25 protein-coding genes and 1 pseudogene are annotated in these 22,094 nt (G+C 61.6%); 5 read left to right on the top strand and 21 right to left on the bottom strand.

Going from position 1 to position 22,094, the window contains the following annotated elements; all coding sequences use genetic code 11:
• Window positions 1–14 precede the first annotated feature (14 nt).
• A complete protein-coding gene (locus CLAC_RS05150) occupies window positions 15–1,244 on the bottom strand; it encodes a M50 family metallopeptidase (protein WP_053411986.1) in 1,230 nt (409 codons plus the stop codon).
• Between the two features lie 236 nt (window positions 1,245–1,480).
• Between CLAC_RS05150 and CLAC_RS05145 the strand changes: the two genes are divergently transcribed.
• Window positions 1,481–1,873 (top strand): DUF2631 domain-containing protein, encoded by a 393-nt coding sequence (locus CLAC_RS05145; protein ID WP_053411985.1) that lies wholly within the window; start codon window positions 1,481–1,483, stop codon window positions 1,871–1,873.
• A 113-nt stretch (window positions 1,874–1,986) separates the two neighbouring features.
• Here the strand turns inward: CLAC_RS05145 and rlmN are convergent, their stop codons facing one another.
• Window positions 1,987–3,084 (bottom strand): dual-specificity RNA methyltransferase RlmN, encoded by a 1,098-nt coding sequence (rlmN, locus tag CLAC_RS05140; RefSeq protein WP_053411984.1) that lies wholly within the window; start codon window positions 3,082–3,084, stop codon window positions 1,987–1,989.
• Between the two features lie 94 nt (window positions 3,085–3,178).
• Between rlmN and CLAC_RS05135 the strand changes: the two genes are divergently transcribed.
• Window positions 3,179–3,598, top strand: coding sequence for a LapA family protein (locus tag CLAC_RS05135; protein ID WP_053411983.1), 420 nt, complete (start codon window positions 3,179–3,181; stop codon window positions 3,596–3,598).
• 2 nt (window positions 3,599–3,600) lie between these two features.
• Here the strand turns inward: CLAC_RS05135 and CLAC_RS05130 are convergent, their stop codons facing one another.
• The 5 genes from CLAC_RS05130 to rpsB all read right to left on the bottom strand — a co-directional run bounded on the left by CLAC_RS05130 (window position 3,601) and on the right by rpsB (window position 7,766).
• Entirely contained in the window at window positions 3,601–4,515 is a 915-nt protein-coding gene (locus CLAC_RS05130; RefSeq protein WP_053411982.1) for a phosphatidate cytidylyltransferase, read from the bottom strand.
• Window positions 4,516–4,553: 38 nt separating this feature from the next.
• Window positions 4,554–5,111 carry a ribosome recycling factor gene (frr, locus tag CLAC_RS05125; RefSeq protein ID WP_053411981.1) on the bottom strand — a complete coding sequence of 186 codons (558 nt, stop codon included), beginning with the start codon at window positions 5,109–5,111 and terminating at the stop codon, window positions 4,554–4,556.
• A 47-nt stretch (window positions 5,112–5,158) separates the two neighbouring features.
• On the bottom strand, window positions 5,159–5,884 hold the full coding sequence (gene pyrH / locus CLAC_RS05120) for a UMP kinase (RefSeq protein ID WP_053411980.1): 726 nt from the start codon (window positions 5,882–5,884) through the stop codon (window positions 5,159–5,161).
• A 193-nt stretch (window positions 5,885–6,077) separates the two neighbouring features.
• Window positions 6,078–6,905 carry a translation elongation factor Ts gene (gene tsf, locus CLAC_RS05115; RefSeq protein WP_053411979.1) on the bottom strand — a complete coding sequence of 276 codons (828 nt, stop codon included), beginning with the start codon at window positions 6,903–6,905 and terminating at the stop codon, window positions 6,078–6,080.
• A gap of 39 nt (window positions 6,906–6,944) precedes the next feature.
• Window positions 6,945–7,766, bottom strand: a complete 822-nt coding sequence (rpsB, locus tag CLAC_RS05110) for a 30S ribosomal protein S2 (RefSeq protein WP_053411978.1) — start codon at window positions 7,764–7,766, stop codon at window positions 6,945–6,947.
• A gap of 406 nt (window positions 7,767–8,172) precedes the next feature.
• On the opposite strand from rpsB, the gene CLAC_RS05105 reads away from it, so the two are divergent.
• A complete protein-coding gene (locus CLAC_RS05105) occupies window positions 8,173–8,682 on the top strand; it encodes a murein hydrolase activator EnvC family protein (protein ID WP_245621985.1) in 510 nt (169 codons plus the stop codon).
• A gap of 6 nt (window positions 8,683–8,688) precedes the next feature.
• Here the strand turns inward: CLAC_RS05105 and CLAC_RS05100 are convergent, their stop codons facing one another.
• The 8 genes from CLAC_RS05100 to rplS form a co-directional block, all read right to left on the bottom strand.
• Window positions 8,689–9,594 (bottom strand): tyrosine recombinase XerC, encoded by a 906-nt coding sequence (locus tag CLAC_RS05100; protein WP_053411977.1) that lies wholly within the window; start codon window positions 9,592–9,594, stop codon window positions 8,689–8,691.
• 259 nt (window positions 9,595–9,853) lie between these two features.
• A complete protein-coding gene (gene dprA / locus CLAC_RS05095) occupies window positions 9,854–10,987 on the bottom strand; it encodes a DNA-processing protein DprA (protein ID WP_245622015.1) in 1,134 nt (377 codons plus the stop codon).
• Window positions 10,988–11,011: 24 nt separating this feature from the next.
• Window positions 11,012–12,526, bottom strand: coding sequence for a YifB family Mg chelatase-like AAA ATPase (locus CLAC_RS05090; protein WP_053411975.1), 1,515 nt, complete (start codon window positions 12,524–12,526; stop codon window positions 11,012–11,014).
• Window positions 12,523–12,957, bottom strand: coding sequence for a YraN family protein (locus tag CLAC_RS05085; RefSeq protein ID WP_169750326.1), 435 nt, complete (start codon window positions 12,955–12,957; stop codon window positions 12,523–12,525). The genes CLAC_RS05090 and CLAC_RS05085 overlap by 4 nt, the downstream gene beginning before the upstream one ends.
• 132 nt (window positions 12,958–13,089) lie before the next feature.
• Complete coding sequence (locus CLAC_RS05080) at window positions 13,090–13,392, bottom strand: DUF2469 domain-containing protein (protein ID WP_053411973.1); 303 nt, start codon at window positions 13,390–13,392, stop codon at window positions 13,090–13,092.
• 55 nt (window positions 13,393–13,447) lie between these two features.
• Window positions 13,448–14,095, bottom strand: coding sequence for a ribonuclease HII (locus CLAC_RS05075; protein WP_053413285.1), 648 nt, complete (start codon window positions 14,093–14,095; stop codon window positions 13,448–13,450).
• A 28-nt stretch (window positions 14,096–14,123) separates the two neighbouring features.
• Window positions 14,124–14,921 carry a signal peptidase I gene (gene lepB, locus CLAC_RS05070; RefSeq protein WP_053411972.1) on the bottom strand — a complete coding sequence of 266 codons (798 nt, stop codon included), beginning with the start codon at window positions 14,919–14,921 and terminating at the stop codon, window positions 14,124–14,126.
• Window positions 14,922–15,009: 88 nt separating this feature from the next.
• Window positions 15,010–15,351, bottom strand: a complete 342-nt coding sequence (rplS, locus tag CLAC_RS05065; protein WP_053411971.1) for a 50S ribosomal protein L19 — start codon at window positions 15,349–15,351, stop codon at window positions 15,010–15,012.
• A 242-nt stretch (window positions 15,352–15,593) separates the two neighbouring features.
• Between rplS and CLAC_RS05060 the strand changes: the two genes are divergently transcribed.
• Complete coding sequence (locus CLAC_RS05060) at window positions 15,594–15,896, top strand: ubiquitin family protein (RefSeq protein ID WP_053411970.1); 303 nt, start codon at window positions 15,594–15,596, stop codon at window positions 15,894–15,896.
• Between the two features lie 4 nt (window positions 15,897–15,900).
• On the opposite strand, the gene CLAC_RS05055 is transcribed toward CLAC_RS05060, so the two are convergent.
• Entirely contained in the window at window positions 15,901–18,219 is a 2,319-nt protein-coding gene (locus CLAC_RS05055; RefSeq protein ID WP_425388814.1) for a Tex family protein, read from the bottom strand.
• Window positions 18,220–18,295: 76 nt separating this feature from the next.
• Between CLAC_RS05055 and CLAC_RS05050 the strand changes: the two genes are divergently transcribed.
• Window positions 18,296–18,790 (top strand): DUF1877 family protein, encoded by a 495-nt coding sequence (locus CLAC_RS05050; RefSeq protein ID WP_053411968.1) that lies wholly within the window; start codon window positions 18,296–18,298, stop codon window positions 18,788–18,790.
• On the opposite strand, the gene CLAC_RS05045 is transcribed toward CLAC_RS05050, so the two are convergent.
• The 5 genes and pseudogenes from CLAC_RS05045 to rpsP form a co-directional block, all read right to left on the bottom strand.
• Window positions 18,750–19,388, bottom strand: a complete 639-nt coding sequence (locus CLAC_RS05045; protein WP_053411967.1) for a phosphatase PAP2 family protein — start codon at window positions 19,386–19,388, stop codon at window positions 18,750–18,752. The genes CLAC_RS05050 and CLAC_RS05045 overlap by 41 nt on opposite strands.
• 7 nt (window positions 19,389–19,395) lie before the next feature.
• Window positions 19,396–20,007, bottom strand: coding sequence for a DUF998 domain-containing protein (locus tag CLAC_RS05040; protein ID WP_053411966.1), 612 nt, complete (start codon window positions 20,005–20,007; stop codon window positions 19,396–19,398).
• Window positions 20,007–20,867 (bottom strand): tRNA (guanosine(37)-N1)-methyltransferase TrmD, encoded by an 861-nt coding sequence (gene trmD, locus CLAC_RS05035; protein ID WP_082313124.1) that lies wholly within the window; start codon window positions 20,865–20,867, stop codon window positions 20,007–20,009. Before trmD ends, CLAC_RS05040 begins: the two co-directional genes overlap by 1 nt.
• Before the next feature lie 5 nt (window positions 20,868–20,872).
• Window positions 20,873–21,436 (bottom strand): ribosome maturation factor RimM, encoded by a 564-nt coding sequence (gene rimM, locus CLAC_RS05030; protein ID WP_053411965.1) that lies wholly within the window; start codon window positions 21,434–21,436, stop codon window positions 20,873–20,875.
• A gap of 97 nt (window positions 21,437–21,533) precedes the next feature.
• Window positions 21,534–22,008 (bottom strand): annotated as a pseudogene (gene rpsP / locus CLAC_RS05025) (30S ribosomal protein S16).
• Window positions 22,009–22,094 lie beyond the last annotated feature (86 nt).

Raw genomic sequence — 22,094 nt, 5'->3', positions numbered from 1 at the left:
GGTTGGCTCGCCGCCTAGAACAGACGAATCGGATTCACCACGTCCGCTGCGATGACCACGACACCAAAGACGAGCAAAACCGCAGTAAATGCCATGGTCACGGGCATCAGCCTGGTGTAATCAGCCGGGCCGAGTGCCGGCTTGCCAAACAGTCTGCGCACCCGGTCGCGGATACGCTCGTAGATGACAACCGCAATGTGCCCGCCGTCGAGAGGCGGAAGCGGCACGAGGTTAAACAGTGCCAGGAAGTAGTTCAGGTTAGCCAGCAGAAGGAAGAAGTTGGGCCACTGGCTCTGCTCTACCAGCTCGCCGCCCGCACGGGAGGCACCGACGACGCTCATCGGGCTGGCCGGGTCACGCTGCGCACCGAAGATTGAAGCGACCACGCCGGGCACCTTGCTGGGGATGGACAGCAGCCCGTCCCAGACAGCGCCGAAGAGTTGACCGGTAAAAACCAGCGCGCCCGGTACCGCGGTTGCGGCGTCATAGGTGTCGATTCCGCCCTTGGGGCGCTCGAATCCGATTCCGACGGCCGGACGCGATGTGACGCTACCGTCCTCTGCCTTCATCTCGACGTGCTCCGGGGTAATGGACACGGTCTTTGATTCGCCGGCGCGGTCCACAGTGAGTTCGATGTCGCCCTCGGTGTCGGCACCGATAAGGGAGACCGCTTCGGGGTATCCCTTAACCGGGGTTCCGTTGACCGCAGTCAACACATCGCCCGGCCTAAGTCCCGCCCGCTCGGCCGGGCCTGCACCGGTGCACGGCTTGGCGGACCCATCCGAATTCATCCCAGTCGAGACGCACTGCACGGAAGCGATCCGAGGCGTGAGATCGACGTTGAGGTTGGGCAAGCCCCACGAGACCGCAATGAAGTAAATAAGGACAAGCCCGACTACAAGGTTCATGGCAACACCGCCAAGTAGCACGACGATGCGCTGCCACCACGCCTTGGTGTACATGGCGTGCGGTTCCTCCTCAGGCCGAATCGGATCCTGAGCTGTCATTCCCGCAATATCGCAGAAGCCACCGAAGGGAATCGCCTTGAGGCCGTACTCCGTCAGATGCCCTCCCGCGCCGGCGTGCCGACGCTTAAACGAAAAGATTGTCGGGCCAAAGCCAACAAAGTAACGTCGCACCCGCATACCGCACAGCCGGGCTGCGGTGAGATGCCCCCATTCATGGAGCGCAATGGTGATTGCGATACCGATCGCGAAAAGAGCTACGCCTAGAACAAATGCCACGAGTGCTCACCCTACCCCCACTTTGGGCAATCCACGACACCCCGAGCAAAAAGGCGCGGGGCAAACTGCCATTTTCAGCAATGTCTAAGGTATCCTTACACCCGATACTCAAAATTCTCTGAGAATGTGCCAAAATGCGTGTAAGCGCAAAATTGTGGCACCGACCGGCTCTCATATGGAGCTTCGAAGGGCCACGGGCAGTGCAATCGCTTGAAGTGTTAACAGGAGGACTTAAAGTGAGCAATCACGAGCCAAAGGAAGAAATCTACCGCGGCATCAGCACCCTCGACGAGCCGTCGGCTAAGTGGGGCTGGCACGGCCTGAGCAAGCGCTCGATGCAGATCGCAGGCTGGATTAGCGTCATCTTCCTTCTCGGCATGACCATCGGCAACCACAAGGGCAACGTCGAGAACTACTTCCTCGTCGTCATCGCCGCCCTCATTGCCATTGGCCTGCTTCTGCAGCTGTTCTCCCCGCGCAGCTCCCAGGTCCGCACCGTCACGGCCCACAACAAGCCGGTCGGTCACATCGAGCCGGACTGGGCTTCTGACCAGGTCAACGGCACCGGCGTCTACGCTGAGCTGACCGACTCTCAGGCTCGCGCCTGGAACCGCGTTAACGGCAAGTAGCCTGCACGCCCCGCGCACATACAGCAAGCAACATTGCACTAGCGCACTGAGATAAAACAAAAACCGCCCCTCGGGGCGGTTTTTGCGTCTTCGATTGGCTTTAGGCCCCGGATCTACTCACCTTCGGCAGCCAGCTGGCCGCATGCAGCGGCAATCTCGTTTCCGCGGGTGTCGCGCACGGTGCACGGCACCCCCTGCGCGATAACACGGCGGACGAACTCGTCCTGCTGCTTCTTAGGAGACGCGTCCCATTTCGATCCCGGAGTTGGGTTAAGCGGAATCAGGTTCACATGGACACGCGAGCCGAGGGCCTTGTGCAACTTTTTACCCAGCAAATCAGCTCGCCAATCATGATCGTTGATGTCGCGAATCAGCGCATACTCGATGGACACGCGGCGGCCGGTCTTATCCGCGTAATAACGCGCGGCATCCAGGACCTCGGAAACCTCGAAGCGGTTGTTAATCGGTACGAGCTCGTCGCGCAGCTCATCGTCCGGCGTGTGCAGCGAGACAGCCAAGGTGACGGACAGGCCTTCGTCGGCAAGCCTGCGGATATTCGGCGCGAACCCGACCGTCGAGACGGTGACGTTGCGCATAGAAATGCCGAACCCATTCGGAGCCGGTTCCGTGATGCGACGTACGGCAGCAAGCACCCGGTTGTAGTTGGCCAGAGGTTCTCCCATGCCCATGAACACAATGTTTGTCAGCCGGGACCCCTCTGCCTCCATAGTAGCCGCGGCCTCGCGGACTTGGTCGACGATTTCCGCAGTAGAGAGGTTACGCTGCAGGCCTCCCTGGCCGGTGGCGCAGAACGGGCAGGCCATACCGCAGCCGGCCTGCGAGGAAATGCACAGGGTCGCGCGGCCTGGGTACTTCATCAGAACCGATTCCAGCAGCGTCCCATCGGCTGCCTTCCACAGGGTCTTGCGGGTCTCACCATCGTCACAGGAAATGTGCTTGACCGGGGTCAGCAGTGTCGGAAACAGGGCTTCCTTCACCTTCTGTCGCGCGTTTTCCGGGAGATCCGTCATCTCCATCGGGTCGGCCTCGAATCGGCCGTAGTAGTGCCGCGCAATCTGGTCCGCGCGGAAGGCCGGCAGCCCGATTTCCTTCATGGAGGCCTTGCGGCCGTCGGCATCCAGGTCTGCGAAGTGAGTCGCGGGGGTTCCGCGACGAGGGGCTTTTAGAACAATGGGAAGTGAGGTAGCCATGATTGCCCTATTCTCGCATGTCGACAGCGTTTTGGCCTAATGAATAGCCCGGTTTAAGTGGTGCAGCCGGGTAAACCAGTGTTGAATTATAACCATGACTAATTCTGAGACGAACCCCAGCGACTTCCGCGAGCCCACCTCTCCCCTGGCCGAGCCCCACGCGGAGAGCACCTCTGTGGAACCGCTTGCCGACGCCCCTGCAGGAGCCCCCGCGACCATCCCGTCCGAGGAGACTCACGTCTCCGCGAACCGGAATAACAAAGTCAAGAAGACCACGGCCGGCAGCATGTGGGTAGGCCTCGTCATCAGCGCAATCCTGCTGATCGTCCTGCTCGTGTTCATCCTGCAGAACCAGCAGCCGACCGAGCTGAATCTCTTCGCCTGGAGCTGGACTTTCCCAGCGGGAGTGGGCATGCTCTTCGCCGCAATTCTTGGCGCATTGATTACCGCCCTCGTCGGCGGCTGGCGCATGTTCGAACTGCGTCGCCAGATTCGCAACGCGGGTCGTAACTAAAACTAGACCAGGATGAGGAAACGCAGTAGCAGCCACGTCATTGCTGCTGCGGGAAGCATCCCGTCGAGGCGGTCCATGAGGCCGCCGTGCCCGGGCAACAGCGAGGACATATCCTTAATACCCAGGTCACGCTTGAACTGGGACTCGACCAAATCACCGAGCGTCGCCGCGACCACCAAAACGATGCCCAGAAGCAGGCCCTGCCACCAGGGCGCGTGGAGCAAGAAGATGGCGTTTCCGATTCCGACCGCGGCGCCTAGAAGCATCGACCCTGCGAAGCCCTCCCAGGACTTCTTCGGGCTCACGCGCGGTGCCATCGGGTGCTTGCCAAAGAAGACGCCGGCAACGTAGCCGCCCACGTCATTTGCTACGACACCGAGCATAAAGGTCACTATGACGAGGCGAGGGTCGACGCCCCAGGGGTTATCCATCTCGGACAGCCGCGCTGCGAGCGCGATGCACAACGGAATCCACAGCAAAACGAAGCATGCTACAGATACGTCTCGCAGCCAGTTTCGAGGGGCCTCCTGGTTGCCATGCAGGAACAAACGGGATACCAGGAGCACCATCAGTGTGAAAATCAGGCCCATGGCCAGGCCGACTACCCCCCACGCGACGCTGAGCCAAATCATCAGCTGCCCGCCGATAATGAGAACTGGGCGGGGAACTTGCCAGTCCGATTCCTTGAGACGCTCGCCTACCTCCCAGGTCGCGAGAGCTGCAGCGACTGCGACCATGACGTTCCACGCCATGGAGCCAAGCAGCAGGCAGATAATTACCAGAGCACCGAGGGCAACGCCGACGCCAATCGCTACAGGTACGTTTCGACCGGCAGAGTTACGGGGCTTGAGCCCCTTAATTTCTTCGACGACTCTGTCTCGGACGATCCTGTCTCGATTCGATCGGCGCGGTGGCATAGGCGTAATTTCCCCTTCTGAAAAACCGTCTTACGGGCCTAGACCTCGAGCAGCTCGGCTTCTTTGCGCTCGACCAGGGCATCGACCTTTTCCACGTAGGACTTGGTGGTCGCGTCCAGCTCTTTCTCGGCAGCCTGAACCTCATCCTCGCCCGCGTCGCCGTCCTTCTGAATCTTCTTCAGAAGCTCCATGCCCTTACGGCGGACGTTACGGATAGCAATCTTCGCATCCTCGCCCTTGGCCTTTGCCATCTTGACCATCTCGCGGCGGCGTTCCTCGGTCAGCTGCGGGACGGTGACGCGGAGAACCTGACCGTCGTTGGTCGGGTTAACGCCCAAATCCGAGTTACGAATTGCGTTTTCAATGTCCTGCATGACGCCCGGCTCGTACGGCTTAATCAGCAACATGCGCGGCTCCGGAACCGAGATGGTCGCCATCTGGGTAATCGGGGTCGGGACACCGTAGTACTCGGCAATGACGCCGTTGAACATCGAAGGGTTTGCGCGACCTGTGCGAATCGTCGTCAAATCCTCGCGACAGTGCTCCACCGAGTTGCCAAACTTTTCCTCTGCGTCGAGAAGAACTTCATCAATCATTATTGTTAATCCTCGTTTACCGAACGGGTATAGCGCCTACAAATTTATCAGCTGTGAACCAGAGTACCGATTCGCTCACCCGAGACCGCCCGGGCAATATTGCCGTCGGTAAGCAGGTTGAAGACCAGGATCGGCATCTTATTATCCATGCACAGGGAGAACGCCGTCGCATCAGCGACGCGGAGATTACGTTCGAGGACCTCGCGGTGCGTGATGTCATCGAAAAGCTCAGCGTCCGGGACCTCGCGAGGATCGGCGGAGTAGACGCCGTCGACGGCCTTGGCCATTAGCAGGACCTCGCAGTCGATCTCGAGGGCGCGCTGGGCTGCGGTGGTATCCGTAGAAAAGTACGGCATACCCATACCGGCGCCGAAGATGACCACGCGGCCCTTCTCCAGGTGGCGCTTTGCGCGCAGCGGAAGGTAGGGCTCAGAGACCTGCGCCATGTGGATGGCGGTCTGCACTCGGCTGTCGATGCCCTCCTGCTCCAGGAAGTCCTGCAGCGCCAGGCAGTTCATGACCGTTCCCAGCATGCCCATGTAGTCCGAGCGGGCGCGGTCCATGCCACGCTGCTGCAACTGCGCGCCGCGGAAGAAGTTACCGCCGCCGATGACAACACAGACCTCGACACCGTCACGAGCAATTTCCGCAATCTGGCGTGCGACGTTCTGAACCACGTCCGGATCAACGCCGACGTTGCCGCCGCCGAACATTTCACCGCCGAGCTTGAGCATTACGCGCTTAAATCCAGAACGTTCGGCAGTATCCGCCATGTCCAACAACCTTTCTCGCCTTATATAAAAGTCGCAGACGAGTCTACCCGGTAGCCCCCGATGGTTGCACATGCACGCGCCGAGGACTGCAGTAAATGCAAACACCCCCCTGATGTGCACAAATGGCACCATCAGGGGGTTAATTTTGCGGCGCTGCCCCGAAAAGGGCTGCACGCCGAAGGCTAGCCGAAGACTAGTGCTGGCCGACCTCGAAGCGAGCGAAACCGGTCAGGGTAACGCCTGCTTCCTTCATCAGCTGCTCGACGGTCTTCTTGTTGTCGGCAACGGAAGCCTGCTCAACCAGGACGACGTCCTTGTAGAAACCGTTCAGACGACCCTCGACGATCTTGGCGATAGCCTGCTCCGGCTTGCCCTCTTCGCGGGTGATCTTCTCATAAACAGCGCGCTCAGCCTCGACACGCTCGGCCGGGACGTCCTCGCGGGTCAGGTACTGAGCCTTCAGCGCGGCAACCTGCATAGCGGCGGCGTGAGCGGCCTCCTCAGCCTTCTCGCCCTCGCCGGTGTAAGCAACCAGCACACCAACGCCGGCCGGCAGGTCAGCTGCGCGGCGGTGCAGGTAGACGGAAACCTTGTCGCCCTCGAGGGTGATGGCGCGACGCAGCTCGAGCTTCTCGCCGATCTTGGCGGACAGCTCCTGGGTGGCATCGGCGGCAGTCTTGCCGTCGACCTCAGCAGCAGCGAGCTCTTCCGGGGTATTTGCCTTAACAGCGGCAGCAGCCTCGGCGACCTTATTAGCGAAGTCGATGAACTCCTGGTTCTTCGCAACAAAGTCGGTCTCGGAGTTGACCTCGATCATGGTGTTGCCGGAGACGGCGATCAGGCCCTCGGCGGCGGTGCGCTCAGCGCGCTTTCCGACGTCCTTAGCACCCTTGATGCGCAGAATCTCGACAGCCTTGTCGAAGTCGCCGTCGGTCTCGACGAGTGCGTCCTTGCAGGCCTTCATGCCGGAGCCGGTCAGCTCGCGGAGCTTCTTCACGTCAGCAGCGGTGAAATTCGCCATGTGTGACGATCCTCCTTGTTGTGGTTTTGGGAAAAAGGATTACTCAGCGGATGCGGTCTCGGTAGCGGTGGAACCCTCGGCGTCCATCTCCGCGGCCTGGTCGGTGTTCTCGGCAGCAGCCTCAACCGGAGCGTCGCCAGCAGCCTCGCGAGCAGCAGCGGCCTCGCGCTCGGCGCGAGCCTTGCGGCCCTCCTCCACAGCGGTGGAGATGATGCGGGTCAAAACGGAAGCGGCACGGATTGCGTCGTCGTTGCCCGGGATCGGGAAGTCGACGTCGTCCGGATCACAGTTGGTGTCGAGGATGGCGACAACCGGGATACCCAGCTTCTTAGCCTCGGCAACAGCAATGTGCTCCTTGTTGGTGTCGACGATCCACAGAGCGGACGGAACCTTAGCCATATCGCGGATACCGCCCAGGGTGCGCTCCAGCTTGGTGCGCTCGCGGGTCAGCATCAGGATTTCCTTCTTGCCACGGCCCTCGTAGCCGTTCTCAGCAGCGTCCATAGCCTGAAGCTCCTTCAGGCGAGCCAGACGCTTGGAGACGGTGGAGAAGTTGGTCAGCATACCGCCGAGCCAACGGTGGTTGACGTACGGCATGTCAACGCGCTCAGCCTCGTTCTGAACAGCTTCCTGAGCCTGCTTCTTGGTACCGACGAAGAGGATGTTGCCACCGTGTGCAACGGTCTCCTTGACAAACTCGAAAGCCTCGTCGATGTAGGTCAGGGTCTGCTGCAGGTCGATGATGTAGATGCCGTTGCGCTCGGTGAAGATGAAACGCTTCATCTTCGGGTTCCAACGGCGAGTCTGGTGACCGAAGTGGACACCAGCGTCGAGCAGTTCTCGCATGGATACAACAGCCATGTGATGTTCAGGGAAGATCCTCTCGTCCAGCCTGACTAGGGCTGCGGCTGCTTCCCTTCCTTTCTTTCCGATAAAGTTACGGTTAAATCAACGCACAGGCTTTCCCTGTGCCCTAGCGCTCCCCTGCTGATTCGCACCCTGCGGCTAACTCCCTTTGAGTGAGAACTGTGGGCACCCGCAAACCAGCCGGAATGGGTCGCGCGCGTAGTCAAGTTTGTGCGGTCTCCACCCTCAACTGGGCAGACACTGCGTGCGATATCCTACCACCACTAGCCATACATGCAATATTTGCGGCAGCGTGTCCCTTTCCGCCCGCTTGTCCACAGGCGCGCTTTTGTCCACAGCGGGCCTCTTTTCCCCGTTTTTTCACTTGCCGACGTCTTCCACTTCCCACATCCTGGCCCCCATGGCAACAATGGTTCTGCGGACTCTGGCGCTTGTGGCGACCGCTGCGATGACTCTTATCCTCCCCACCCCTTACAGCCACGCCATTCCCGGCAGCGGCCGGATATCGGACATTGCTCATACTAAACCGGTACCGGGCGACGCAATCCGGGCTTTCGACCCGCCGGAGAAGCGCTGGCAAAAGGGGCATCGCGGCGTGGACCTCGCCGCCGAGCCAGGAGCACGGATATTTGCCTCTGCCGACGGGACTGTGCACTTTGCAGGCTCCATAGGTGGCGTAACTTCCGTGTCAATACTCCACGCGGACGGCATTCGCACCACCTACCAGCCGGTCCAAACGGAGCTAAAGAAGGGCGAACGCGTCTCCAAAGGCCAGGTCATCGCAGTGCTCGTGACACACCCTAAACACCCTGAACCGGGCCTACATTGGGGAGCGCTTCGCGGCCAGGACTATCTCAATCCCTTGGACCTTTTGCGTCGGCGGCCGATCGTACTGAAACCCGTCGTTTAAGGTGCGCTACCCCCTCGGGTGCGCCTTCTTATGCACTTCCCGTAGGCGGTCCGCCGATACATGAGTGTAAATCTGCGTAGTTGCAAGCGAACTATGCCCCAGCATTTCCTGGACTACGCGCAGGTCCGCCCCGCCCTCAACCATTGCGGTGGCCGCAGAATGCCGCAAGGCGTGTGGGGAAACGTCCGCACCGACCGCTGCGGAGTACTTGTGAATTACGCGTCGCGCCTGCCTCGGATTCAAGCGCCCGCCGCGAACACCGAGAAACAGCGCCGTTTCCCCATTGCCGGTGCCGAGTTCCGGGCGCATCCTCAGCCATGCGCCCAGCGCCTTCGCCGCGGGAGCCCCGAAGGGCACGGATCTTTGCTTGTCCCCCTTGCCGATAACCGTAATCATTCGTGCCGAGAAGTCGACATCACCCACGTTGGCCCCACACAGTTCTTCCACGCGGATTCCTGTGGCGTAGAGCAGCTCGACGATTGCCCGGTCGCGTGCCGCCTCGGGGGAACCGTCGTCTTCTATGCCCCCGAGAACCCCGTCGACCTGCCCGGGTGAGAGAATTTCCGGCAGGTGCCGCCGGGGTTTCGGCGACGACAGACGCACCGACGGATCCGAGGTGAGGATTTGTCGCGCAACGGCCCAGCTGCAGAACTGCCGAATGGACGTCGTCAGACGGGCGAGGGATGTGCGCGCAGCGCCAGCGCGGTGCCGGGCCCCCAGGTGGGTGCGAATAACAGGCGTGGTCAACTCACTGATGTGCTTGAGTCCTGTCAGCAAAGGGACGAGGTCGGCCCGGTAGGCGCGGACCGTAGCAGACGAAAGTCCACGAGAGTACGTCGCTTCATCGAGGAAGTCCATCAGGACCGCCTCGACGTTCGGAGTAAGTCCCTCGATGTCGTTCACAGAGTCCATCTTAGAGGCTATCCAACAAGGTCTGGTTTAATACGGAAAAGGCAGCGACCGCGGCGCACCCCTCCCGCGTAGAAGAAGGAACACACCGAGGTCACTGCCAATGCCTCACCCATGTTGCAAATACCCAATAGCTGCCGGAGGCAACCAACCGAGTGGAACCAGCCCGAACCACTCAATTACTTAGGCTTGCCTGTCCTATTTTACATAGTGTCTCCGAATTAGCAATAGGGTAAAAGAATTTTTTGGATTTTCCCTCATTCTACGACTCGACTATCCTCGCCCAACCGTCCTTCATCCGCTGCACGAATCCCCGTTTCTGCAGTTCCAGGAGCAAATGCGTCGCCAATCCGATGGATACACCAGCCCTCGAAGAGACCACGTCCACGCTGACGCTGCCTTTCTGATTGAGCGCGTCGTAGACAGACAGCTCACTGCGCGAAAGCTGCTGCACCGGAGACTTAGCCCAGTCCAATTCCAACTGACAATCTTCATCGACGCTTCCAACCTCCCGGTATAGCGAGAGTACGTTTTCCGCGTTCGTCACCAGGATAGCCTGGCCGCTGCGAATCAAGTCATGGCAGCCGCTGGTCGCCGGCGAGGTAACGGGCCCTGGAACAGCGCCAAGCGGCCGGTTCATCCTCGTCGCCCAATTAGCCGTATTGCGGGCGCCAGAACGCCAGCCGGCTTCGACGACAACGACGGCGTCGGAAAGCGCGGCGACAAGACGGTTGCGGGTGAGGAAACGGTGTCGCGCCGGGCGAACACCCGGCGGGTATTCGCTGACGAGACAGCCGCTGCGGGAGATCTCATCGAAGAGTTGTCGGTGGCTCGATGGGTAGGCAACCCCCGGCCCGCAGGCGGCGACCATGACGGTGACCCCGCCGGAATCCAGCGCGGCCTGGTGGGCGGCGGCATCGATTCCCAACGCCCCTCCGCTGACGATCGACACCCGGCGGGCTGCGGCCCCGGAGAGTTTTTCGGAGAGCTGTTTTGCCACGTCAATTCCGTATTTGGTCGTGGCGCGCGTACCGACCAGCGCGACGGACTCGGCTGTCGCCTGACGCAAGCCCTGCCCGCGAACCCACAGCGCCAAAGGCGGCGCGTCGGAGCGGTCCGCAACATCCAGTGCTGCGAAGCAGTCGAACTTGTCCTCGGGCCACTCGGAGCTGCCCGGATAGACGAGCCTATAGCCTAGCCGAGCTGCATGATCGAGGTCTTCGGCGCTGTTGTCCACGTAGGCACGGGACTCCGTTGATGCCAGTAATCGCTCCGGCAGCGCCCGGCGCGCCTTTATTCGCTCCGCGACATCTTCCGGGCCGAACTGCCGGATTATTTCCACGATCTCCGGGTGCGTCCCCTCAATCACCCGGTTGAGATACGCCCAAGCGCGCATGATGTCCACGATTTCCCCTTTTTTTCAGTAGCCGTGCAAGTCACACGCAGCCTGGACGTGATCGAATTTGAAGGTCGCCGCACCCTCTAGGTCCGCAAGAGTCCAGGCCAGTGCGATGATTTTGTCGACTCCCCGTCTGCTTATCTCCCCCGCCTGCAGGCGATACTCCAGCAGCGCTATCGCTTCTTCGTCCAGCCCCGCTTGCCGACGCATAAGCGCCTTCGGAACCGTGGCGTTCGTGAGCGAGTCGGGGCCAAGCCCCAGCTTGCGCCACCTTTGCGCTGCCCGGTCGCGTGCGGCCATAATGCGCCCGCGCACCACATCGGAGGTTTCCCCGCCCTCGCCGCGTCCGACGACTGTGCCCGACGGCGTGAGCGTGACGTTGATATCGATGCGGTCGCGCAGCGGGCCAGACAAAGCACGCTCGTGCCGGGCGCGGTCTGTAGCCGTGCAGGTGCACTCGCTGGCGTAGGCCGCACCACAGCGGCACGGGTTCGCTGCCATCACCAGTTGCGTACGGCACGGGAATACCACCTTGTAGTGGGTTCGCATGTGCGTCACCGTGCCGGACTCTAGAGGTGTCCTCAGCGCGTCGGTCACGGCAGGCTTCATCAGTGTGACCTCGTCGAGAAAAAGCACGCCATTGTGTGCGAGGCTGATTGCCCCGGGCTTCGGTATCGCACCTCCTCCGACCAAGGCCGCGGCGGTTGCACCGTGGTGCGGGTTCACGAAGGGCGGCGATAGCACCAAGGCCCCCGTGTCCTCAAGAGAGCCTGCAACCGAGTGAATCGCCGTAACCTCGAGCTGCTGGCGCCGACTGAGAGGCGGAAGAATCGTCGGTAAGCGCTCCGCGAGCATGGACTTTCCGGTGCCTGGCGCCCCCTGCATGAATAGGTGGTGCCCTCCGGCGGCGGCGACCTCAAGGGCGAAGCGAGCTTCGCCCTGCCCCTCTACATCGCTTAGGTCCACCGAAGAGGGCTTTTGCGATGCGGGTTGCGGCTTCGGGGTGACAATCCCCTCGCCCGTGATAACCCATTGCCACAGCTGACGCAGGGTTCCGGCTGTACCTACAGCTATTCCATCGACGAGCGCAGCTTCCTGCGCGTTCGCCTCGGGAACGACCACCCAACGGGCGCCGGCTTCGCGAGCGGCAATGACCGCGGGGAGTACGCCGCGGATGGGGCGAATCGAGCCGTCGAGACCGAGCTCTCCGATGAGGACGGTTCGCCTCAGGCGCCCTTTGGCCTCGGCGTTGTCACTGCGAGCAATCAGAACCGCGCAGATGATTGCGAGGTCGAAGCCCGTGCCGTGCTTACGCATGTGGGCCGGCGAGAGGCTTACGACAATCTTCGTTCGAGGCCAGTCCATCTCCGAGTTGGCGGCGGCCGTGCGGACGCGTTCCCTGGCCTCTCCCACTGCGGCATCACCCAGGCCTCCGATATACATTCCGGGAAGACCCCGGCCGACATCCGCCTCTACCTCGACAATCGCGCCTTCGACCCCGTTGAGCGCCACGGCCAGCGCAGTTCCCACCGTCACGGCGACTCGATTCGCTCGATCAGGTCAAATTCGACCTCGAATTCTGTGACAACGGTGATCTCCGCGCAATCGAAGCAGATGGAGCGGTATAGCCTGCTGGGGCGGTCCGTCCCCAGCCAGGTAGTCGCCGCCCTGCGCATCTTCGCGAGCTTAGCCGGGGTGACTGACTCGCGCCCCAGACCAAACCCGTATCCGCTCCGGGTCTTCACCTCCACCACGTGCAGGTCACCGTCGAAGTAGAACAAGAGATCCACCTCATCGCGGCTCACTCGCACGTTTCGGTCGAGCAGGCTCCAGCCCCGACTGATTAGCTCGCGACAGGCAATCTCCTCACCGACCGCGCCCAACTGCTTAGGTTCCAAGTGACTCAGGCGCAGGCCCGCTAGCCCCTCCCAATACTCCGCCAAGTCAACGGCAATCCGCTTCGCCATCTGTATTCCCCTCATCCCTTTTCCCCAATGGACGAGCCCCACTGTCGCATACAGACGCGAACAAGACCCCACACACTGGCGTGCGTGGGGCCTTATCTGTGGATAGTTTTCCGACTGTGGAAAACCGGAATTCTACGGAAGTCGCAGGTCAGGCTTGTCCAGTTCCTCGATGTTGACGTCCTTAAACGTAATTACGCGGACGTAGCGGACAAAACGCGCTGGGCGGTGGACATCCCACACCCACGCGTCCGACATGCGCAGCTCGAAGTAGACCTCGCCATCGGTGTTGTGCGGAATCAACTCAACCGCATTGGCCAGGTAGAAGCGCCGCTCAGTCTCGACGACGTAGGAAAACTGACTGACGACATCACGGAACTCCTTGTAGAGAGACAGTTCTACGTCAGCTTCGTAGTTTTCAAGATCTTCAGCGCTCACGTCGCGTCGGCTCCTTTTAAAGGGTGTGCGGATTTACTGGTCAAGATTAGCCGGATTACACACCGGATTGGGACAAGAACACGGCCTGGGCCTGTCGCACATTGCTATACGACGCCCGATGCTCCGCACACGCCCCGACACGCTCGATGGCATCCATGTGTGTGGCCGTTCCGTAGCCTTTGTGCCCCTCGAACCCGTAGTTCGGGTACCGGCCGGCGAGGTCGACCATAATGCGGTCTCGAGTGACTTTGGCCAGAACGCTCGCCGCGGCAATGCACCGGCACGCAGCGTCTCCGCCGATAATCGGTAAATACGGCGAACGTAGACCGGGGACCTTCATGGCGTCGGTAAGCACATAGCCTGGCGCGGAGGAAAGTCGCGCGACGGCCCTACGCATACCCGAGACATTGGCGTGCTGGATTCCGAACTCGTCAATCTCGGCGGCGGGTACGGCTACCACGCTCCAAGCGGTGGCGAAGCGCTGGATGAGTGGGAAAAGTCGCTCGCGGGCGGACTGCGAGAGCTTCTTCGAATCGGTGAGCTGCGCCAGCTCGGGGATCGTGCGGTCCGGCATCGAGCAGGCGGCGATGACGATAGGGCCGGCGCATGCGCCCCGACCAGCCTCGTCTACCCCGGCGACGGGACCGAATCCACGCTGGGAGAGAGCCACCTCGTACGTGCGGGACTGCTTGAGCGAGCGGATTGAGGCACCGGGCAAGGGCAGGTTCTGATTAGTTGGCCTGGATATCCGGGTCATCAACGCCACCGATGCGGCTGAACGGCAGAATAATGGCCTGCACCTTGCCAACGACCTTATCCCTTGGCACCGCGCCCTGGAATTCATCGCCCATGTGGAATCGCGAGTCGCGGGAGTTTGTTCGATTGTCACCCATCATCCAGAAGCTATCCTTCGGCACCGTGACTGGGCCAAAATATGGACCGCCGCACTGCTCCGAACCTACAGCGGAATCGACTGGGTGGTCAGCGGGGGTCTTGATGAATGATTGGTCGGTCACCTTGCCGTCGACCATGATGCCAGGGTCTCCCGGGCGGCATTGAACGGTTTGACCACCGGTGGCGATTACTCGCTTAACCAGCGCGTTCTCATCCGGCGCTACGAGGCCGATCCAGGATCCGAGGGTTTGGACGGAGTTGGTCAGAGGGTTGGTAGAGCGTTGTGATACGAAGCCGTTATTCCACGACTCGGGGCCGTTGAAGACGAGGACATCGCCCGGCTTCGGATCGCCAAACTCGTAGGCGATCTTGTCTACCCAAATGCGGTCACCAGTGCAACCTGTGCATCCGTTCAATGTCGGCTGCATGGACTCCGACGGAATTACGTAGATACGGCCAATGAAGGTCTGTACACCAACGCTAATGAGCAAGGCGATGACGATAATAATTGGAATTTCGATGTACCACGGCGTGGTCTTATCGCTTTCTTCCTCCAGCTTCTGGAACTGCTCGAGGCGCGTATCACTACCTATGGTATTCGATGCGGTGTCGTCTCGCGGTGCGTCGGCGGTCATGGAGAAAACTATAGCTTAAGAGATAGCGAAACCCCGCCGAACTTCCGTGGTTGGGATCCGTTCGACGGGGTTATCGGGGCACCGGAAACTAGCGGCGCTCCTTGATACGTGCAGCCTTACCGCGCAGGTTGCGCAGGTAGTACAGCTTCGCACGGCGGACATCGCCCTTGAAGACGACGTCGATGTGATCGATGTTCGGGGAGTGAACCGGGAAGGTACGCTCAACGCCGATACCGAAGGAGATCTTACGGACGGTGAAGGTCTCGCGGACACCACCGCCCTGGCGACGGATAACGACGCCCTTGAAGACCTGGACGCGCTCGTTCTTACCCTCGACGATCTTTACGTGAACCTCGACGGTGTCGCCGGCGCGGAACTCGGGGATGTCGTCGCGGAGGTACGCTGCATCAACCTTGTCAAGAATGTTCATGGAAACTGATTCCTTTACTTTTTGCATAGACAGAGGACCCTGGCGGCTCTTTCCCACAGAAGGGACGCTCGGCCGGTTCGTGCCCGAAACAGGTAAAGCTGTCTAATAAGACAACCTGGAAATTATTGCACACCGCCTGGTCAGTAACCAAACTCCTCCTTGGTCCCCTCCCCACGCCGATTCAATTCCGCAAAAGCCGAGGACCTTCACGGTGTAACACCGCCTCGTGATAGCCTCCGCCCATGTCCCAGATTCCCCGCTTCGACCCGTGGATTATCCGTGGCACTATCATCGTTCCGAGCGTGCTCGCCGTGGCCCATTTCGCGTGGATTCTCGCCATCGCCCACCGCTTGCCGACGCGCATGGCCACGCATTGGGACGCCGGCGTAACTATCCCTCAACTCGACCTTGCGGCCCCCTCCACAGCAAGCATTGGATGGGGGTACGCAATCACCGGACCCGCCTACACCGTGGTCGTACCGGATGGGATGGCGGAAGCAGTCGCGGGAGACATCAACTCACGCCTCGACGCCGCCCGGAGCTAGCCCGTTAAAATCCGGCCCTGCGCAGCGCGTCCGCCATGGAGCCGCCACCACGCTTGTCGCCCCGCGTTTGTCCACGCTTGTCACCGCCGCGCTTCCCACCACGCTGTTGAGACTTCTGGCGCGGCTGAGCTGCAGCAGCGTCGGCATCGTCGTCAAGCCTCAAAGATAGACCTATTCGGCTACGTTCGACGTCGACGTCCAACACCTTAACCTTGACAACCTCGCCGGAGCGGACCACCTCGTGCGGGTCGGAAACGTAGCCTCGGGCCATATTGGAAACATGCACCAGACCATCTTGGTGGACTCCGACGTCGACGAAGGCGCCGAAGGCCGCGACATTGGTCACAGTGCCCTCCAAAATCATGCCAGGGGCGAGATCGGAGACCTTCTCCACGCCCTCCTTGAAGGTCGCGGTGACGAACTCGGGGCGGGGGTCGCGGCCGGGCTTATCCAGCTCGGCGAGGATATCGCGGACGGTCGGCAAGCCGACACCGGCAGCCTCGTCGACGAAATCGGCCGCGCGTATTCCGGCGAGAACGCGGGAGTTACCAATCAGCTCCTGCACGCCAATGCCGACCGAGGCCGCGATGCGATCGACGACGCCGTAGGACTCCGGGTGCACTGCGGAGGAATCGAGCGGGTTCGCAGCGCCGTGGACGCGCAGGAATCCCGCACACTGTTCGAACGCCTTAGGTCCTAGACGCGGGACCTTCAGCAACTCCTTGCGGGAGGTGAAGGCACCGTTGGCGTCTCGGTAGGCGACAATGTTTTCCGCGACCGCCGCGGACACACCAGCCACGCGGCCCAGCAGCGGCGCGGAGGCGGTGTTGACCTCGACGCCGACTGCGTTCACGGCATCCTCGACCACGGTATCGAGGGTGTGCTCGAGCTTCGTCTGGGATACGTCGTGCTGGTACTGGCCAACGCCGATGGACTTCGGGTCGATCTTGACCAGCTCGGCGAGCGGGTCCTGGAGTCGGCGCGCGATGGACACGGCGCCACGCAGGGAGACATCCATATCCGGGAACTCGGCCGCAGCCAGGGGGGATGCGGAGTACACGGATGCACCCGCCTCGGAGACAACAACTGCGGTGGGCTTGGCTCCCCCGGCCTGGGCGATGAGATCTGCAATCTCGCGGCCGAGCATCTCGGTCTCGCGGGAAGCGGTGCCGTTGCCGATTGCCAGCAGCTCGACGCGGTGCGTCGCGCACAGAGTAGCTAGGCGCTCCTTGGCGCCGGACCAGTCGTTGCGGGGCTGGTGCGGGTACACAATCGCTGTATCGAGGACCTTGCCGGTCGAATCCACGACAGCGCACTTGACGCCGTTGCGGTATCCCGGGTCCAGGCCGAGAGTCGCGCGCTGGCCCGCGGGCGCCGCGAGCAGCAGATCGCGCAGGTTGCGGGCGAAGACATCGACGGCCTCGGCCTCGGCACGCTCCTTCAGTCGGGTCCTCGCATCCAGGGCCGCGGAGACCTCCAGTTTGGTGCGCCAGCCGAAGCGGACCGCCTGGTCAATCCAGGCGCTAGCGCCCCCGTCGGGCAGGTCGAAGGCGGAGCGAACCATGTGCTCGTACTCCTCATCCGCGCCCGCGTCGATGTTCAGCGTCAGGATTCCCTCGGCCTCGCCGCGCAGCACGGCCAGCACGCGGTGGCTCGGCATGGACGCAATCGGCTCCGCGTGCTCGAAGTAATCGCGGTACTTCGCGCCTTCCTTCTCCTTGCCTTCGACGACGCTGGCCGCGGCGCGTCCGTCATGCCAGACTTTCTCGCGGACGCTTCCGACAAGGTCCGCGTCCGTCGCGAAGCGATCGACCAGGATTGCGCGGGCACCGTTCAGGGCGTCCTTCGCGGTGGCGAAACCGGCGGCCTGGGCCTCTGGGGTGAGGAACCCGTCGGCAAGCGAAGAGGCATCGGCGGAAGGATCGGCGAGCAGAGACTCGACCAGCGGTTCGAGACCGGCCTCGCGGGCGACGTCGGCCTTGGTCTTGCGCTTGCGCTTGAACGGCAGGTAGAGGTCCTCCAGGCGGGCCTTGGTGTCGCAGGCGAGGATGAGGGCGCGCAGGTCATCGGTGAGCTTGCCCTGCTCATCGATTGCGGCGAGGACGGCCTGCTTGCGGTCTTCTAGCTCGCGCAGGTAGGCGACGCGCTCTTCGACGAAGCGCAGCTGCGTGTCGTCCAGACCTCCGGTGGCTTCCTTGCGGTAGCGCGCGATGAAGGGGACGGTGTTTCCCTCGTCGAGGAGAGAGATGGCGGCCGCAACATTGCTTTCCGCAACCTCGGTACCGGCGGCGGAGAGTTCTTGGGCAATCACTCGGGCAATCACTGATGAATTCACCCGGGTCACTTTACTAGCAGCGCTAGTATCGTGGGGACACTGCCCCGACTGGGAAAGGACCCCGATGAAACAGACACTCTGCGCCGAATATCTTCGCATTTCCGATGCGGAGGCCGCCCACCTCGTCGAGGTCGCCGCGCCCGCGGACACCACAGAGGGCGGCACGGCGGGGCTTGTCGCAGATGGGGCGGAGAAGATTATTCTGGAGCACTTCGTGCAGGTCCCGGAAGAAAACGCGCTCGATATCGACACTGATTGGGAGTCCCTGCTGCGCACCCTGACCGGAAACCCGATTGACGGCCAGGCCCTCGGCGACCCGCTTGCCGAGGCGATCCTCGGTGCCGAGCGTGTCTGCCGCAAGCCCATGTCGGCCGTCATCCGCGCCAATCGCGTGGGCGAGGTTCACCAGACTCTCGCCTCCATTGATCTTTCCGCCCGCATCGCGGACAACGGCTCGCTTATCGACGAGTCCACGGCCGCACAGCGTTACCGCGAGCTCGTGGCGTTCTACGAGGAGGCTAAGCGAAGCGGAGACGCCGTCCTCGTTGCCATCTCCTAAGCACTAGCAGTGCGACAATGAGGCCGACGATTCCCGCAATCAGTCCGCCAATGATGTCGGTCAGCCAGTGCGCGCCGACCCACACGCGAGACAGCGAAACGGCGCCAATCAGTGCGATGATCGCGGCGTCGAGGAGCTTGCGGGCGGCGTTGCGCAGCACCGGCAGGAGCAGCTGAATGACGGCCATGCCGGTGCTCGTCGTTCCCGCGACATGCGCGGAGGGAAACGCGGCGTCGTGCAGGTTGACCAGGGATAGCGTCTCCCCGGGGCGATCGCGGTCTAGGAACCACTTCATCGCGTAGGTCACAGCAATGGACGCGCCGAAGGATGCTGGCAGCAGCAAGGCCATCACACGGAATCGCCACCACAGGACTAGCGCCGCAACCAAAGTAGCTGGCGCAATGTAGGCGGGCCGGACGACCTCGCTGAGAGTCAGCATCACGGAGTCAAAGGTTCCGCCGTGCAGTCCTGAGACCAACTGCGCAAATGAGCCGTCGAGCTTCCCAGCCACGGTGGTCTGCGTGAACCATGCCAGCGCCACCAGCGCAACAATCCAGCCGACGACGTGAATCGGCGATGCAATTCTGGCTCGTGCCACGAAAAAGTTACTCCTTTATTTCTTCATGTTTCCCCAGCGCCACCGCCAGGCAGACAACCAGCACGCAGGCGAGCGCAATCTGGATGCGCTGCCCTATGCCGACCGGATATTCAAAAACCGCTGCCGCTGAGACCCAAACGGTGACAATTACGAAAGCCGTGGAGAGAATCCGATGTCGAGTCCACAGTGCCGCAGCCATCACGAACTGCCCTGCCGAGGCCAGTGTCGAAGTCACGATGTGCCCATAGCCGGGCGTAGTCGGCTTGCACGTGGGCAGGGATTCCTCGCACTCCATCGCCACGAAAACATCCGCAAGCGTGCAGGCCCACGCCACCGCCAACGCCGCCGCCGCTATCCGAAGCGCCACAGGCCAGCCAGTCCAGCCTCTCCCGCTCCCCGACGCCGCCAACATCCCCAATCCGCACAGGCCCAGGGCGCTCGCTAGAAGGTCCGAACCGGCAAAGAGGGGCCGGTAGGGACTGGAAAAGGCGGCGTATTCGGAGAGGAAGGACACAGTCGGGTCTAACGGATAGCCCACCAGTGCCTCGTGGATGAACGTCGCGTAGACGGCCGCGGCGAGCAGCAGCAGCCACATTCCGACCCGTGTCACCCGTGCCATTAGTGCTCCAGCGCCTCGCGGTCGCGATCTGTTAGATTGACGGTCTCCAGCAGGTCCGGGCGGCGCTCGGCGGTGCGCTTGAGAGCTTGGTCTCGGCGCCACCGGTCCACCAAAGCGTGGTTACCGCTAAGCAGCACCTCCGGAACCTCCAGCCCGCGCCAAATGCGTGGCTTGGTGTAGGACGGCCCCTCCAGCAGACCGTCGGAGAACGAGTCCTCTTCGTGACTCTTCCGGTTACCCAGCACACCCGGAATCAGCCGGACGACAGCTTCCGCGATGACCAGTACCGCGACTTCCCCACCAATCAATACATAGTCACCAATCGAGACCTCTCGGACCCGGTAGCGGTTGGCGGCGTCATCCACCACGCGCTGGTCGATGCCTTCGTATCGACCGCAAGCGAAAACAATGTGGCCCTCATGAGAAAACTCCTGCGCCATCTGCTGCGTGAACGGCTCCCCCGCCGGGGTCGGAACAATGAGCAGAGGTTTGTCCGACTCATCCACCGCCCCTACTGCGCCGGCGTACGAAGACTCCTCCGCCAGGCCCAGCTTCTGGTCGTGCCGGACATTATCCAGGTGCGGCACCGCGGAATCGAGCGATTGACCGCCGAGGCCGTCCATGCCCGCCGCCGCGATGTCATCCAACGCGGGGCCCCACACCTGGGGCTTCATGACCATGCCGGGGCCTCCGCCGTAGGGCGAATCATCCACAGCCTGGTGCACGCCGGGGGCCCAATCCCGCAGGTTATGGACACCGACGCTCAAGATATTGCGCTCAATAGCCTTACCTAGCAGGGCGTGACGTAACGGTTCTAAGTACTCGGGAAAAATAGTGACAACATCAAGGCGCATGTTCATCGCAGTCACAGCTCCAGCAGCCCCTCCGGCGGGGTAATCACAATAGCGCCGTTGTCTAGGTCAACAATCGGAACAATCGCGTGGACGAATGGGACCAGCGCCTCGCCGCCGCTGTCAAGCGAAACCTCCAGCAGACGCTGCACAGGTCCGCGGACAACGCCGGCGACCTCTCCGATATCGACTGGTTCTGGCTGCGCGCCCTCATAGGCACGGGCGTTGGCAGTTTCCTCGTCCACTGCGCCACAGTTCAGCACGCGCAAGCCTACTAACTCGAAGTCGTAATACGAGTCCTCATCCTCATCGAAGACTGGCTCCGCGAAAAACTTCATACCTCGCAGACTCTCGGCGGCGGTACGGTCCGGTACCTGCTCGAACGCAACAAGGAGGCGGCCCTGGTGCGGGCGCATGGACTTAATCGTCAGCGTGGACTCCTTCCCCGCCTGCTTGCCCAGCACCGACTCGCCCTTGGCGAAGCGGCCCTCCGGATCATCCGTAGTTGGCGCCACGACAAGCTCTCCGCGGACACCGTGAGGCTTGATCACTCGACCGATTTGTACCAGATCGCTCACCCGATGCACTCCCAAAAATAGACAGTCAAAAGATAGAAAAAGACGCTACCCAACTTCGAATCGAAGTATAGGGCAGCGCCCGGATTCTAGAGTTTAATTACTCTGCAGACTCAGCCTCGGACTCGGCAGCCTCAGCCTCAGCCTTTAGCAGCAGCCTCGGCCTCCTTAGCGGCCTTTGCTTCCTTAGCCTCACGACGCTTAGCGGTGATGGCCTCAGCGGACGGACCGTTGTTGGCCTCCTCCAGAGCCTTGTTAAACAGCTCCAGCTTCGACGGCTTCGGCTCTGCAACCTTCAGGGTGCCCTCTGCACCCTCGAGGCCCTTGAACTTCTGCCAGTCGCCGGTGACCTTCAGCAGAGCCAGAACCGGCTCGGTCGGCTGAGCGCCAACGCCCAGCCAGTACTGTGCGCGCGCGGAGTCAATCTTGATGACCGACGGCTCTTCCTTCGGCTGGTAGATGCCCAGGTTCTCGATGACCTTGCCATCGCGACGGGTACGAGCGTCGGCAACGACGACGCGGTACTGCGGAGTACGAATCTTACCGAGACGCTGCAGCTTAATCTTGACTGCCATGAGGTATTCCTCTTTTCCAATGTCACTGGGCAATACTTATGCACCCTCTGCCCTGTAAAATAAGTCTTCTAATGCAGAGGGCCGGT

The sequence above is a fragment of the Corynebacterium lactis RW2-5 genome, from assembly GCF_001274895.1.
Lineage (GTDB): Bacteria > Actinomycetota > Actinomycetes > Mycobacteriales > Mycobacteriaceae > Corynebacterium > Corynebacterium lactis.
This window is presented reverse-complemented; position numbering and strand designations above follow the sequence as displayed.

Coding starts and splice junctions, on each gene's coding strand:
- rlmN (WP_053411984.1), bottom strand. CDS start 3,084: ATGGCTACCTCACTTCCCATTGTTCTAAAAGCCCCTCGTCGCGGAACC.
- CLAC_RS05135 (WP_053411983.1), top strand. CDS start 3,179: ATGACTAATTCTGAGACGAACCCCAGCGACTTCCGCGAGCCCACCTCT.
- CLAC_RS05130 (WP_053411982.1), bottom strand. CDS start 4,515: ATGCCACCGCGCCGATCGAATCGAGACAGGATCGTCCGAGACAGAGTC.
- frr (WP_053411981.1), bottom strand. CDS start 5,111: ATGATTGATGAAGTTCTTCTCGACGCAGAGGAAAAGTTTGGCAACTCG.
- pyrH (WP_053411980.1), bottom strand. CDS start 5,884: ATGGCGGATACTGCCGAACGTTCTGGATTTAAGCGCGTAATGCTCAAG.
- tsf (WP_053411979.1), bottom strand. CDS start 6,905: ATGGCGAATTTCACCGCTGCTGACGTGAAGAAGCTCCGCGAGCTGACC.
- rpsB (WP_053411978.1), bottom strand. CDS start 7,766: ATGGCTGTTGTATCCATGCGAGAACTGCTCGACGCTGGTGTCCACTTC.
- CLAC_RS05105 (WP_245621985.1), top strand. CDS start 8,173: ATGGCAACAATGGTTCTGCGGACTCTGGCGCTTGTGGCGACCGCTGCG.
- CLAC_RS05100 (WP_053411977.1), bottom strand. CDS start 9,594: ATGGACTCTGTGAACGACATCGAGGGACTTACTCCGAACGTCGAGGCG.
- dprA (WP_245622015.1), bottom strand. CDS start 10,987: ATGCGCGCTTGGGCGTATCTCAACCGGGTGATTGAGGGGACGCACCCG.
- CLAC_RS05085 (WP_169750326.1), bottom strand. CDS start 12,957: ATGGCGAAGCGGATTGCCGTTGACTTGGCGGAGTATTGGGAGGGGCTA.
- lepB (WP_053411972.1), bottom strand. CDS start 14,921: ATGACCGCCGACGCACCGCGAGACGACACCGCATCGAATACCATAGGT.
- rplS (WP_053411971.1), bottom strand. CDS start 15,351: ATGAACATTCTTGACAAGGTTGATGCAGCGTACCTCCGCGACGACATC.
- CLAC_RS05060 (WP_053411970.1), top strand. CDS start 15,594: ATGTCCCAGATTCCCCGCTTCGACCCGTGGATTATCCGTGGCACTATC.
- CLAC_RS05050 (WP_053411968.1), top strand. CDS start 18,296: ATGAAACAGACACTCTGCGCCGAATATCTTCGCATTTCCGATGCGGAG.
- CLAC_RS05040 (WP_053411966.1), bottom strand. CDS start 20,007: ATGGCACGGGTGACACGGGTCGGAATGTGGCTGCTGCTGCTCGCCGCG.
- trmD (WP_082313124.1), bottom strand. CDS start 20,867: ATGAACATGCGCCTTGATGTTGTCACTATTTTTCCCGAGTACTTAGAA.